Raw genomic sequence first — 13,535 nt, forward strand, 5'->3', positions numbered from 1 at the left:
TTAACCAAAATTACTCGGCTACTTTGGCAATGACGCGCTGATAGCGAGTTAGTTGTGGTGTACCCGAATCCGTCACTTCCAGAATAAGGTGAATCGTTTTTCCGGCAGTCGCATCTTTGGGCACGACAAACGACGCGTTTGGCTGAGTCCCATTCTGGAGTTCAACTTTTCCTGGATACGTTCCCACCTCTTCATATTGCCACCACTTATAATTGAGTTGATTGCCGTCTGGATCAGTGGCCGAACCACTCAATGCCACTTTCTGACCTGGCTTTATGGTAAGATTAGCTGAATGGTTGAGCTTTACAATCGGAGCATGGTTGGCTTCTTTGTAGCCTTTTACGCACCAATCGGCACGGGCGGCCATGTCGTTCTGTAAGACGGGTATCCATCGCGTTTGCGGGTAAGCAGCTTCCTGTTTTTGAGTGTACGGATCAAAATCGGTAACCGTCTTGCCATCTTCCCACCGATACGGGTTCGTTGCCGACTGCACCATGCGCCCACCCCAGCCTCCGTACGATACGTCTTCCTTGCTGCGCAGCCCCACATCAATCAGGTAGAAGAAAGCGGGTGAATCACCTTCCGAAATGAAGTCATACTGACTACGCTTAAACTTTTCAACTTCCTTCATGTCGCCCTGCGTTTGCTCAGGATCGCCAGCTAGTTTTTGCCCATCGCCCCAGACGTAGTAAGCTTCCAGCAAGGGGCCATGATTGAACTTGATATGTTCGGCAAACCACTTGCCGTTCAGGTAGGTTTGCAATTCGGCAGGAACTACCCGTGGCCATAGATAAGCGAAACTCCAGAATTGATCCGAATTGTAAAGCACTTTAATTTTCGGCCAGTTGGGAGCTATGTATTTTTTATAGGTAGCATCCTGATCCAGAACGGCATAGATGATCGCTTTGTCGGATACTTTCTTCTCGATAGCTTCCCAGTTTGACTTGCCCTTGTACTCATCTTCAATGGATTTTAAGGCCCGCGCTACGGTGTTGGTACCACCCCAGATTTGCAAATAGACCGGACTAGGATCGTTATCGAGCAGAATCTTTTTGATAAAATTAGAGCCCTCAGTATCGGTATTCATTTCTCCCTCGAAGTCGATATTGCCAACTCGAATGAGGCTTTTTAAATGATCAGGCGTTGGGTAACCTTTGGCGTTCTTGGCTAGATTCGGGTAGACTTTTGCGTACTTATCGATGTATTCCTCCATCCAGGTCGTACCCGGCCAGCGAAGTTCGGTTCGTTCACCATAGCGCTTGGCAGTACTGGCCATTTCAGACGTAAACTTCGTCCCTTTCCCATCGCCTTTATAATGCCACTGCGAACTGCTGTACACAAGGCCCACGATGTTAAATTCATTGGCATACAGCAGAAGCCGGATAAACGTATCGACGTCATCCACTTCGCCATCTGTCGTAACAATCGTACGAGCTTTCGCCGATTTTGGCTGTGCTGAAGCTAACGAGTTAGTAAATAGCACTATGCCAGAACATAGAAACAGTAATAGACCTATTTTTCTCATGGTTTAGGGGTTCAGCTTTTTGACTAAAACGTGTTTTCACTTAACTGATAGCCATTTGCCATCCTGCATAATCGAGAACGGCCTTTTCCTGATCAACGCCGGGTTTAACCGTTTCTTTATTCAAATTAATCGAAGTCAGATAAGCCAGGTCTTTGTAAATGCCCGCTTTCAGACCTGCCAGATAAGCGGCTCCCTGGGCAGACACATCCGGCATTCCTTTGTTGACGACAGATTTACCGAGCAAATCGGCTAAAAACTGGAGCACAAACTTATTCGCACTGATGCCCCCATTCACCATGAGTTCTTCCAGCGAGATACCCGTGTCCTGTTCCATCGCAACAATAACGTCCTTGATCTGGTATGGAATTGACTCCAGAGCCGCCCGGACAATATGATTTTTAGTCGAGCCAAACGTCAGCCCTGAAATGGATGCTTTACGAGACATTTGCCAGTGGGGAGCACCTAACCCACTGAAAGCCGGTATGATGTACACCCCGCCGTTATCAGGTACGGCCGTTGCCATCGCTTCGGTTTCGCGGCTTTCTGCAAATAATTCCAAGGTGTTTTTCAGCCATTCGATGGTAGCGCCACAGGTGACAATAACGCCTTCCAGCGCATAATCGACTCGCTCTTCGGTGCTCCAGCAAACAGTGGTAACCATACCATGTTTCGACGTGGTTAATGCTTCACCGATGTTCATAATGATGGAACAACCTGTGCCTAACGTCGCTTTGGCGGTGCCGGGCGAGAAACATCCCTCGCCAAACGCAGCCGCATGCGAGTCGCCAATCAGGCTGGTTATCGGGATGCTATGATCGAATAAACCGTTGAAATTCGACTCCCCAAAGAAAGCTGAAGACGGTTTCGGCTCTGGCAGATTCAACCGGGATAGGCCAAACGTAGCGAGTAATTCCTGATCCCAGCTTAGTGTTTCGAGGTTGAAAAAGAGCGTTCGGGATGCGTTGGTATAATCGGTCAGGTAGCGTTGACCATTTGTTAACTTATATAGTAACCAGGTGTCTACCGTACCAAAATACGCCTTACCAGCGTCGATCGACTGGCGGACTTTCTCGTCGTTTTCATAGAGCCAGATAAGCTTGCTGCCGGAGAAATATGGATCGATAAACAGGCCCGTTTTTGCCTGAATTGTCTCTTCAAGTCCCTCCTCTTTTAGTCGTTCGCAAACACCAATCGACCGTTTGCATTGCCAGACGATCGCGTTATGAAGAGGCACACCATGCTCATCCCAAACGATAAAGGTTTCGCGCTGATTCGAAATTCCGCAGGCATTAATCGCCTTCAGATTGCCTTCTTCAGCTGCGAACGTTCCAATACATTTGCCAACGGAAGAAAGTACATTTCGAAAAATGGCCTCCGGCTCCTGCTCTACGTACCCATCTCCAAAGTAATTGGTTTTCAACGGTTCCGAAGCTCGGGCAACGACATTTCCCTCCTTGTCAAACAGAAGAGTTTTGGTGCTGCTGGTACCCTGGTCAATGGCTAAGATGTAGGAACTGGTCATGTTGTCAATGGTTAACCTCACGGCTGCAGTTCACCTCACCCCCAGCCCCTCTCCTGAAAGCAGGAGAGGGGTGAAAAAAGGGGTAGTTCTGCTCCCCTCTCCTGTTTTAGGAGAGGGGTTGGGGACGGTCGGCCGCTGCCGTGAGGTGGGTTTTACTCCGCCTTCGAATTCGATTTATCAATAATAACGGCCAGCAAAATCACGAAACCCTTCACCACTTGCTGCCAGAATGGCGATACGTTCAGGAGCACCAATCCATTATTCAGCACGCCAATGATAATGGCTCCCTGTACGGTTCCTAAAATGCTACCCCGACCGCCAGACAGCGACGTTCCACCAATCACTACGGCTGCAATGGAGTCCAGCTCGTAGCTGGTACCTGCGTTAGGTTGGGCGGAATCCAGTCGGGAAGTAACGAGCAGACCACCAACGGCTGCCAAAGCTCCGGCAATGCTGTAAACGGCTATTTTGATTTTGTTGATGTTCACGCCAGATAGTCGGGCTGCGCTTTCACTACCGCCAATGGCATAAATGTAGCGTCCCAGGCGAGTTTTGTTCGTAATCAGTACAGCGACGGCGACGATGATGCCGGACAACCAAACGGGAAGGGGAATGCCTAAAAACCAGCCCGTTCCCAGAAAGGTAAATGAATCGCCGAGGCCAGTGATGGGAAAGCCCTCCGTCCAGAGCATGGTCAGCCCACGGGCAATGGTCAGCATGGCGAGTGTGGCCACAAAGGGAGGTAATTTGAAGCGCGTGATGGCCCAACCGTTGAACCAGCCCAGGCCAGAGCCAGTGACCAATCCGGCTAATGTGGCTCCAAGTAGCGTAAAACCGATGTATAAATTCGCTGACGGTAGTTGAATGCCGTTCCGCAGTAAGCCAGCGGTGATAGCGCCCGATAGCGCCAACACCGAGCCAACCGATAAATCGATACCGGCCGTTAGCACCACGAGTGTCATACCGGTGGAGATGCAGACGTTGACGGAAATCTGCCGCAGTACGTTCCAGAAGTTGGCAACCGTCAGGAACTTGTCGGATAGTAAGCTGATTCCCAGACACAAAATGAACAGGGCAATCAGCGACTGAAACTTAGTTAGAAAAGGCCGGTAAGCGTTAACGGTTAGTTGCATATGAGTAAAGAATGAATGAGTGAAAGAGCGAAAGAGTGTAATGAGTGCCTAGAGATACACGCTCATTCACTCTTTCGCTCTTTCACTCTTTATATCAGGTATTGCCGCCTTAAGAATCGAGTCTTCTGACGCGTCCGCAATGGCCATCTCAGCGGTTAAGGAGCCTTCACAGAGTACGATGATTCGATCCGAAATAGCCAGAATTTCAGGCAGTTCGGAGGATACAACGATGATGCCCATACCTTCGTCGGCTAGTTGGAGTATGAGCTTATAGATTTCATTCTTGGCGTTCACGTCAATGCCCCGCGTAGGTTCATCGAGCATCAACAGCTTTGGGCTTGTGGCCAGCCATTTCGAAAGCACAATTTTCTGCTGATTCCCACCGCTCAGATTTTTGGCCGTTTGCTTCTCAGAAGGCGTTTTGATTCGTAAGTCGGCGATGTATTTCTTCGCCAGTGTGGCTTCTTTTTTCTGACTCAGCAAACCCGTCTGCTCGATATTCTCTAAGGCCGTCAGGCTGATATTGGTCTGCACATCCATACCCAACACCAACCCATCTTTTTTGCGATCTTCCGGCACCAACGCCAGGCCTGATTTAATAGCATCAATAGGCGCTTTAAACTGAACCTGCTGATTGTCAATTCGAACCGTACCGCTGGATCGTTTTGGGTGAAGACCGAACAGGGTTTCCAAAAGTTCGGTACGTCCAGCTCCCATGAGTCCGAAAATACCAACGACCTCACCCCTACCCACGTCAAACGAAAGGTTTTTCAATTGATTTTCCTGCACCCTAACGGGATGTTTCAGGCACAGATTTTCGACGGATAAAAGCGGGGTATGCACTCGATCTGCCGATTGCCGACGAATACTTTTGATGTCTCGACCCACCATTTTACGGATCAGTGTGTCATGGTCGATGCCCTGCATACTTCCCGATTCAATCGACTTTCCATCACGCAGCACAACGTAGCGGTCAGCAATGGTGAACAGCTCATCCAGTTTGTGCGAGATGTACACAATGGCCTTATTTTCGCTTCGTAAATCGTTGATAATGCTGAACAGAACCGCTACTTCACTCTCACTAATGGCAGAGGTCGGCTCGTCCATAATAATCACTTCCGACTCAACCAGCAACGCTTTGGCGATCTCAACAACCTGCTGCTGACCAACTTTCAATTCGACTATCAACGTATCGGGGTCGATACTCAGTTTGAGTTTTTCGAGGAGTTCCCGCGTTTTGAGACGCATGGCTTTCTGGTCGAGGGTACCCCAGCGAGTCGTGATTTCCCGTCCTAGAAAGATGTTTTCGGTAATGCTCAAATAAGGGATCAGGTTCAGTTCCTGGTGGATGATAGCAATGCCGCATGCCTGCGCATCCCGAATGGAATTGAACCGAACCGGCTCTCCATTATACCGAATCTGCCCTTCGTAGTCAGGATATACCCCCGACAGTATTTTCATCAGCGTCGACTTCCCCGCTCCGTTTTCGCCAATCACAGCGGTCACCTGACCCGCCAGAAATTCAAGGCAGACCTGATCCAGAGCCGTTACGCCCGTAAATCGCTTCGTGATATTTTCTGCTACTAACATGGTTGATTTTTCGTGGTGTCGGTTTTGAGAAACCGACACCACACTAATGAACTTCTATCGAAATCGGAATGACTTCTAAATTTTCAAGGTGAAGGTGCTCTTTGTTCAGTTCAATGGCACCGACAAATTTCACTGTACTTCCGGTCTTGGCACTGGCTTTAAACGGCGGCAAAACCTTCTTTCGAATGATGTTATTCAGCTCTGCCGATACGTTGTTGAGGTCCGTTGTATTGTCGAACTCGGTAATCTTTATTAAGCCCGACGCATCGCGTGCGGCATTGCCAAAAATGTACTCCGTTGCCAGATTTACGGTTTCGCCAGTGAGCAGCGAAACGGTCACATCATTATCGCCAATGGCGGTTATTTTACCTTCGCCTTTTACCAGAAAATAGCGAATGTTACCAATTCCCAATGCATGCGAATTGTCAAACGCTTTTGTCTTATCAGTTTTCAATGACGAAAGGAGCGCTGATAAATCTGTTGCAGAGCTTGCACTGGCTGGCAATAACTTAGAAGTCCAGAATGTCTGTGCATAGGCCGCAGCATCGAACTTTTGGTCGGTGTTGGAGCCGGCGTTGGCTTTTACCTCATCCAGTTTTTTGAAATACACGGAGTTATAAGCAACGACTCCCAGCAAAACCAGCAGTACGGCATATTTCAGGCTGTTTTTTTGCATGGTCTTTAGAGTTTTTTGGGGGTGCTATAATCCTTGATATTCGCCTGATCGACCAATTCGACAGCTACCGGTATCTTTTTGGCGAAATCCCGCTTGCCTTTGAAGTACTCATCGGCATACTCAGCAGCTGTTTTAGCCATCGTTTGGGGCGATTGCAGACCGGTTGCTTTGATCTTGCCATCTCGAATTGAATTCATCACGTCATCGGCTCCGTCGAACCCAAACACGCCCACATCGTTGGCTTTCCCCGCAGCAACAAGTGCCTGATACGCACCCATCGCCATCGCATCGTTTCCACAAAAAACCGCATTGACATCGGGATGCGCCTGTAGAATAGATTCAAGAACTTCCATCGCTTTATTCCGGTCGAAATCAGCACTTTGCTGGGCAACCATCTTGAAATTCGGATACTGGTCGACCACACTATGAAAGCCTTTGGATCGGTTCCAGGTATTGTTATCGCCCACTAATCCCAGAATTTCAACGTAGTTGATAGGCGTATCTTTTGCTTTCGTTCGTAGTGTCTGTACGAAGTATTTTCCGATAGCGACACAACCGGAATAATTGTCGGAGAGAATCTGACAGGTAGCAGCCTGAGGTGAGTTGACTTCCCTATCCATGCAGAACACCGGAATACCGGCTTCTTTGGCCTTCATAGCGTTCACGATAGAACCGTCAGAATCGGTTGGATTGAGCAGAATGGCGTTAAACCCTGATACGATGGCGTTCTCGAAATGATCGCTTTCCAGCGCTGTGTTGTTTTGCGAATCGAAGATTTTCGTTTTGTAGCCTAACGCCTTCGCCTGAGCCGCAGCCGTCTCGGCCAGCACCACAAACCAGGGATTATTGAGCGTCGACACAATCACCGCGACCTTTTTCGGCTGGCCTGTACTGGATTTATTCGTGCAGCTTCCTACCAACAGTAAAAGCATGATTGACAGAAAAATGAATCGTTGACTGTTCATGAGCGATTTTTTGTCATCCCGACGCAGGAGGGATCTTAAAACGTACTATTCCGAAGATCCCTCCTGCGTCGGGATGACAAAAGTTTGGAATGACAAAAAAATTATGGCATTACTGATACAATCACTCGTTGATAACGCGTCAAAGCAGGGACTCCTTTATCAGTCACGGCCAGAATAAAATGCATCGTTTCGGGTTTGGTTACTTTAGGTGCCGTAAACGAGGCCACTTTCTGCTGACTGTTGCTAACCTTAGGCAGCCTACTGCCTGAATACGTACCTACCTCAGGATAATAAATCCATTCATACGTCAGAGCATTACCATCCGGATCGGTTGAGCCTTCGGCGCTGAGACTCACCGTCTCTCCATTTTTAGCCTGTAAATTGTTCGCATGGGCCAACTTGGCTACGGGTGGATGGTTTGCTTCTTTGTAGGGTTTGGTTGTCCAGTCAATACGGGCGGCAAAATCGTTCTGGTATGCTTGTCGCCACCGCCAGATCGTCGCTTTATTACTCGCGTACCAACCACCATCAATTCCTTTTACCTGATCTTCTGCATCTGTCCAGATCGGACGGGTTTCGGGTTCGCGGAACCACTTGCGGGTTCGGGGGGTGTAGAGTTCATAACGTCCACCCCAGCTACCGTAGTTTGGATGTTCAGGTTCGCTTAATCCATTGTCGATCAGGTTAAAAAAGCTCGGCGTGTCGCCTTCCATAATATAATCTGTGTGTGGATGTTCGGCACCCAGTGGGCCGTGATTCTTACGAATATTAGCATCCAGCCAGGTATTGTTGACAATATTGGAGTCGGGACCTGCGAAACCGGGCGCATACGGGAACACGTCTCCACTGATTCCCCGCCAGGTCGACGCTTCATAGCCACCGAGGGCATGAAAGCCGGGGCTAACAATGTAAAACAGGTTTGGGAATGTTTTGCGCAGCCAAGGCCCCGAATCATCCTGATCCGAAATGGTGTATACGCGAAGTTTAGCGACAAACTTGTCGACCTCTTCGGGCGTACGGGTCTGCCGAACTTTCCAGAGTGCCTGCGCCAGACAGTTCGCTCCTCCCCAAACGGGCACCCAAACCGGCCGATCATCTTTTTTATCGACCACTGCAATGATGTGTTCCGATCCTTCTGAATCGTTGCCCGGCCCAACAGCATCCATACCGTATTTGGGAATTGCGGGTTTGATAACGCTCAGCAAATAAGCCGTTTCGGGATAGCCTTTTTCGTGGAGCAACAAATTACTCCGAACCTTACCATAAGCTTCTACGATTCGTCGAATCCGTTCGGGGGCAATCCGTTTTTGCTGGTGAACCGAGGTGGTAGCAACCAAACCCTCTACGTCCCATTGATTCACATACGTCAGGAAACGCACCAGCGACTGCGCATCGTCGGGTTCGTTTTCAATGTCGGTTAGCACCAGAACCCGCAGTTTTTGTGCAGACTGCTGGGCATGGCAAATTGAGGGTGGACCTACCAGGATGAGTAGTATGAATAAGGAATATAACGATTTCATATACGGTTTAGGAGGCAGGAAATAGAACGCTGATTATCATGATTTATATGATTTGTTAAGATCATTTTTGATCCTATAAATCATGATAATCAGCGTTCTATTTATTTATCAATTTTAATCCTTCTTCAGCAATTCCACTATCCGACAAACCGTAGTGATTGAAAATCTCCACCTGCGAGCCCGTAACTGTATATTCATCAGGAATGCCCATGATTTTGAACTTGTTACGAAATCCGTTCTGGATTAGGAATGAGGCACAAGCTTCACCTAACCCACCAAATACACTATGTTCTTCGACGGTAAGGATTGGGCAACCTTTCGCGGCTACAGTCGCCAGCAGGTTATAATCCAACGGCTTGATTGTGTGCATACTAACAACGGTTGCGCGAATGCCATGTATGCTTTCCAATTGACGAGCCGCCTGAAGTGCGGGATATACCGTCTCGCCAGTGGCTATTAGCACTAAATCATCGCCTTCGTGTACAATGCGTCCTTTCCCAAATTCAAATTGTTGGTTCTCTTCCGATAAAAGTGGCATCGCCTTTTTACCGAATCGGAGGTAAATTGGATGCTCGGTTTCGGCAGCTAAGCGAATGGCTTGCTCTGTTTCGAAGTTATCCGCAGGAGCAACAATAATCAGGTTATGCACGGCTCGCAAAGCGGCAAAATCGTGCAGGCTGTGGTGGGTAGAACCCAAGGCACCATAGCTCACTCCGGCACTGATACCAACCAACTTCACCGGGTTATCGGAATAGGCAACATCGGTTTTGATTTGCTCGAACGACCGGGCAGTCAGGAAACAGGCGGGCGATACGGCAAAAACTTTCTTGCCTGTAGACGCCAATCCAGCGGCCACGCCAACCAGATTCTGTTCAGCAATTCCAATTTCAATGTGTTGCGCGGGATATTTCTGTCCAAATGGCACCAGTTTCCCCGATCCGCGCGAATCGCTGGTAACGACCAGAATCTGCCGGTCGGTACTGGCTAACTCCTGTAATGTGTTCGAAAACACATCCAGGTTAGCCTGGGCTTTTTTATCGGTTACTACACTTACTTCTCCCATGGTTGTATTAGTTGGATGAAAGCCTTACGGGTTCATCAGTTCCAGTTTGGCAAAAAAATCAGCGAACATCAGGTGCGTATCCAGTTGGGTATACACCCGAATTGGTCTTCCGGCATGATTGTGGGCATAAGTACCGGCCTGATTGATGCGCGGAGCCTGCCGAACCACGTACTGACTCGACGAAGGGTCTGGTTCAAACGACGACTGGAGAGCCGTGAGCAACACCAACGGACTATCGCCCAGAATGTAGGTTTCGCCAATATTGATAAATCGCTGGATTCGTGCCATCAATGTCTCCAGCGTCCCACTCAGGTAAATGCCAATCTTGCCATGTGGCTTCACTTTGGTTAGCAGTTGCGCATACGACAGCAGACATTGCCGGTATACGTTTCGGGGTACCTGCCACAAGCGTAAAGCCGACCGATTGAAGACTGCCCGAGCAGCCGCCTGATCAATATTCAGGTTGTATTCTACCTCCGAATATCCCGGTGGCGGAAGGGCTAATTCACTGTATTCCGGGCCTCCAATCCAGATGAGTGTCAGCTTGTTGGCGATCTGAGGATTAGTCAGCGCAGCCGAAGCAATTTCAGTGAGGCCGGCTCCACAAACCACGTATAGAGGTGTTTTCGTGTCGGAACGTAACGCTTCCTGAATGATGAAGTTGACGGCCTCGTTTTTTACAGGCGTGCTGTCATTCAGCATTGCCGTATTCGAACCCGCAAAAACCGGAATCGATTTGGTCACGTTTAGTGTTTGCAGCACTTCCCTCGCTTTTTTAGCCGCATTATCGGCCTGTGTTTTCGAGGGGTCGAAGCCATCTGTTACATTGAGGTGCGATCCGATAATGGCCCGAATTTCCACCGAAGGCGACATCAGTAAGTGAGCCAATTGGAACAAACCGTCTGGATCGCCACTGAAATCGTTGTCCACAATTACTCGCATACGAGGTTCCACAGCCGCCAGACCTTTCGACTGTCCCAAAGCTACAAACGAGGTGATCAGGCTGAGAATCAGACTCAGTCCAAAGCTGCACCCGCGAAAACTCATTATCTCTAGTTTCTTCATTTATCTTTTATTCACAACACTGCCGTGCAGGTTATACACTCTTTCACACTTTCGCTCATTCACTCTTTCAATTCCGCCAATGCCTGTTCGTATTGTTCCTTGTTCGGTACGCCATGATGCCATTTCAGCTGATTCTCCATGTAGCTAACACCTTTTCCTTTTACGGTATTGGCAATGATCAGACTGGGTTTCCCCGGCTCGAAAGGCAGCGCATCAAAGGCATCGACTAGTGCTTGAAAATCGTGCCCGTCCACCTGCCGAACCGCCCAGCCGAAGGCTTCGAATTTCTTATCGAGGGGATCGGTACTGCATACGTCGGCTGTGGGAGCGGTAATCTGCAAGCCATTTTTATCGACAATGGCGCATAGATTATCAAGCCTATACTGGGGAGCTAACAACGCGGCTTCCCAGTTAGAGCCTTCGGGCAATTCGCCATCGCCCAGCAACGTGAATACCCGAAAAGGCTTCTCATCCAGCTTGGCAGAGATCGCCGTACCGACGCTGAGTGGTAATCCATGTCCAAGCGAACCCGTATTTTGTTCAACCCCTGCTACTTTTTTGGTAGGATGGCCAATGTAATGTGACTTGTATTTGCACAGGGTCTCCAGATCCGATTCAGGGAAAAATCCTTTATCGGCCAGCACCACATAGAGCGCTTCCACTGTATGTCCTTTACTCTGAATATAGCGGTCGCGGTCCGGCGATTTGGCCGTCCCGGGACTGACGTTCAGTACGTAATTATAGAGTACGTTCAGAATATCGATACAGGACAGGCTACCACCGGTATGACCGGCATTGGCCCCCACAATGTATTTGAGAATATTCCGGCGATACTGCACCGATTTTTGAGCTAATTCGTTGATCGTCATAACTGATTCAAAATCACTTCTCTCTTACCTTAATAATGATCCGTTGATACTTGGTGAGGGTTGGTGTTCCATTATCCGTTGCTTCCAGAATGAGATGAATCGTTTGGCCACCCATCGCATCCTTCGGAATCAGCACTTCAGTCTGTGCCGAAGTCGGATTCGAGACTGTCACTTTAGGAGTATTATTCCCTACCGGCAACTGCCACCAATTGATTGAAACCGCATTTCCATCGGGGTCAGAAACGGCTCCAGTGAGTCGTATTTTCTCACCGACATTCGCCATTACCGTTAACGGCCCTTCGATTTTTATAACCGGCTCATGATTGGCATTCGCGTATTTAGCGGTTACAGACCACTTAAGCCGGGCTGCAAAATCACGTTGTGCTGCCGGGAAAAAATTAGGAAAAGTCAGTTCATCGCCACTTTTGGTAGCCCGATTATTTGCTGTGCTGAGTGCAGTTACCATAGCGTTGGCACTGGTATCCTGGGGCGTTGCGAACGAAAACCCCACGGCATCCCGGTTGCCGATTCCACGACCACCCCAGCCACCATAGGAGCCTGACTCATAGGCCCGTAGACCGTTGCCCAACATATTCATAAAGGTATGGTCGTCACCTTCGCCCAACCAGGAGTCTTTCGGTTGCACAGGCATCCACACTACATAGCCCATTTTCTTCAGCTCTTCATTCGTGTGACCGGCCAGGCCAAAGTAATCCATGACATCGCCTTTTACCATCTGTTTCCCGTCGCCCCAAACCCGGTATAAAGCGCCTAACGGGCCACGAGTCAATACATTTTCCTTCATCCAGGCTGGCGTCAAATAGGGAGCATTTTCAGGCTTGGCACCCAATTGAGCTCCATATCCATAATTTGGCCCTTCCTTGAATTGCCGATACTCCATATCAGGCCAGTTCGGTTTGATGTAGCTGGCATACGTATCATCCTGATCGCCAGAAGGCAGCAGCACTACTTTTCGCGACACTTTCTTTTTGATGACATCCCATTCCGTCGTGTACTCGTATTGCTCCTGAATGGCTTTGAGCGCTCGGGCAATCGTACTTCCCCCACCCCAGGCGGTAATAAAGAGAGGGCCGGGTTTATCATCCAGCATCAGCGATTTAATCAGATCCGAACCCGCCGAATTCTTAGAAATATCCCCGTCGAATTCAATGTTGCCATAACGAATTTTTGCCTGGAGTTCAGCTGGCGCAGGATAATTTGAGTTGTGTACTTTCAGGTTCGGGTATACTTTCGCATACGCCCCAACAGCATCGTGAATGAAGCGCTCATCTTTACCCCAACGCCATGACTCACAGGGGCATAGATTCAAACCAAATCGACTATATTCTCTTCCGGGAACAGCCCATTTTGTTCCCTTTCCATCACCTTTCCAGTGAAATTGGCTACTGGTATAAATGAGCCCTTCAACGTTCAGATCGCTACTATAGAGCAGAAATCGGATCAGTGAGTTATTATCATCCAGTTCCGGATCGGCTGTAATAACGATGCGGGGTTTGGGACCTTGCTGCGCCCACGAAAACGGGATTTGGGCACAGCAGATCAGGCAAATCAGTCCAGTCAGGGTAAGGATTTTGGTAGGCTTCATT

11 protein-coding genes are annotated in these 13,535 nt (G+C 48.9%); all 11 read right to left on the minus strand.

Translation table 11 applies throughout. The annotated features are described in order from the left end of the window. Positions 1-10: 10 nt before the first annotated feature. Positions 11-1,525 (minus strand): DUF1593 domain-containing protein, encoded by a 1,515-nt coding sequence (locus GO755_RS09495; RefSeq protein WP_157584506.1) that lies wholly within the window; start codon positions 1,523-1,525, stop codon positions 11-13. 40 nt (positions 1,526-1,565) lie between these two features. Continuing rightward, positions 1,566-3,047: an FGGY family carbohydrate kinase gene (locus GO755_RS09500; protein ID WP_157584507.1), complete on the minus strand. Its 1,482-nt coding sequence runs from the start codon at positions 3,045-3,047 to the stop codon at positions 1,566-1,568. Between the two features lie 152 nt (positions 3,048-3,199). Next, the gene (locus GO755_RS09505; RefSeq protein WP_157584508.1) at positions 3,200-4,180 is read right to left on the minus strand and encodes an ABC transporter permease; all 981 of its coding nucleotides are present in this window, start codon (positions 4,178-4,180) and stop codon (positions 3,200-3,202) included. Between the two features lie 66 nt (positions 4,181-4,246). Next, positions 4,247-5,770, minus strand: coding sequence for a sugar ABC transporter ATP-binding protein (locus GO755_RS09510; RefSeq protein WP_157584509.1), 1,524 nt, complete (start codon positions 5,768-5,770; stop codon positions 4,247-4,249). 43 nt (positions 5,771-5,813) lie between these two features. After that, complete coding sequence (locus GO755_RS09515; RefSeq protein WP_157584510.1) at positions 5,814-6,446, minus strand: DUF2291 domain-containing protein; 633 nt, start codon at positions 6,444-6,446, stop codon at positions 5,814-5,816. A gap of 5 nt (positions 6,447-6,451) precedes the next feature. Further along, positions 6,452-7,411, minus strand: a complete 960-nt coding sequence (locus GO755_RS09520; protein WP_157584511.1) for a D-ribose ABC transporter substrate-binding protein — start codon at positions 7,409-7,411, stop codon at positions 6,452-6,454. A gap of 101 nt (positions 7,412-7,512) precedes the next feature. After that, positions 7,513-8,931 (minus strand): DUF1593 domain-containing protein, encoded by a 1,419-nt coding sequence (locus tag GO755_RS09525; protein WP_157584512.1) that lies wholly within the window; start codon positions 8,929-8,931, stop codon positions 7,513-7,515. Between the two features lie 97 nt (positions 8,932-9,028). After that, positions 9,029-9,994 (minus strand): transketolase family protein, encoded by a 966-nt coding sequence (locus GO755_RS09530; protein ID WP_157584513.1) that lies wholly within the window; start codon positions 9,992-9,994, stop codon positions 9,029-9,031. 24 nt (positions 9,995-10,018) lie between these two features. Then, complete coding sequence (locus GO755_RS09535) at positions 10,019-11,059, minus strand: nucleoside hydrolase (protein WP_157584514.1); 1,041 nt, start codon at positions 11,057-11,059, stop codon at positions 10,019-10,021. Positions 11,060-11,118: 59 nt separating this feature from the next. After that, entirely contained in the window at positions 11,119-11,928 is an 810-nt protein-coding gene (locus GO755_RS09540; RefSeq protein WP_157584515.1) for a transketolase, read from the minus strand. Positions 11,929-11,941: 13 nt separating this feature from the next. Continuing rightward, positions 11,942-13,534, minus strand: coding sequence for a DUF1593 domain-containing protein (locus GO755_RS09545; protein WP_157584516.1), 1,593 nt, complete (start codon positions 13,532-13,534; stop codon positions 11,942-11,944). Position 13,535: the final 1 nt, after the last annotated feature.

This window comes from Spirosoma arboris, assembly GCF_009754945.1.
GTDB classification, from domain to species: domain Bacteria; phylum Bacteroidota; class Bacteroidia; order Cytophagales; family Spirosomataceae; genus Spirosoma; species Spirosoma arboris.

What these genes read in the sequence shown, in the direction of transcription:
- GO755_RS09535 (WP_157584514.1), bottom strand. Translation starts at nt 11,059, where the DNA reads ATGAAGAAACTAGAGATAATGAGTTTTCGCGGGTGCAGCTTTGGACTG.
- GO755_RS09505 (WP_157584508.1), bottom strand. Translation starts at nt 4,180, where the DNA reads ATGCAACTAACCGTTAACGCTTACCGGCCTTTTCTAACTAAGTTTCAG.
- GO755_RS09525 (WP_157584512.1), bottom strand. Translation starts at nt 8,931, where the DNA reads ATGAAATCGTTATATTCCTTATTCATACTACTCATCCTGGTAGGTCCA.
- GO755_RS09500 (WP_157584507.1), bottom strand. Translation starts at nt 3,047, where the DNA reads ATGACCAGTTCCTACATCTTAGCCATTGACCAGGGTACCAGCAGCACC.
- GO755_RS09540 (WP_157584515.1), bottom strand. Translation starts at nt 11,928, where the DNA reads ATGACGATCAACGAATTAGCTCAAAAATCGGTGCAGTATCGCCGGAAT.
- GO755_RS09495 (WP_157584506.1), bottom strand. Translation starts at nt 1,525, where the DNA reads ATGAGAAAAATAGGTCTATTACTGTTTCTATGTTCTGGCATAGTGCTA.
- GO755_RS09520 (WP_157584511.1), bottom strand. Translation starts at nt 7,411, where the DNA reads ATGAACAGTCAACGATTCATTTTTCTGTCAATCATGCTTTTACTGTTG.
- GO755_RS09545 (WP_157584516.1), bottom strand. Translation starts at nt 13,534, where the DNA reads ATGAAGCCTACCAAAATCCTTACCCTGACTGGACTGATTTGCCTGATC.
- GO755_RS09515 (WP_157584510.1), bottom strand. Translation starts at nt 6,446, where the DNA reads ATGCAAAAAAACAGCCTGAAATATGCCGTACTGCTGGTTTTGCTGGGA.
- GO755_RS09510 (WP_157584509.1), bottom strand. Translation starts at nt 5,770, where the DNA reads ATGTTAGTAGCAGAAAATATCACGAAGCGATTTACGGGCGTAACGGCT.
- GO755_RS09530 (WP_157584513.1), bottom strand. Translation starts at nt 9,994, where the DNA reads ATGGGAGAAGTAAGTGTAGTAACCGATAAAAAAGCCCAGGCTAACCTG.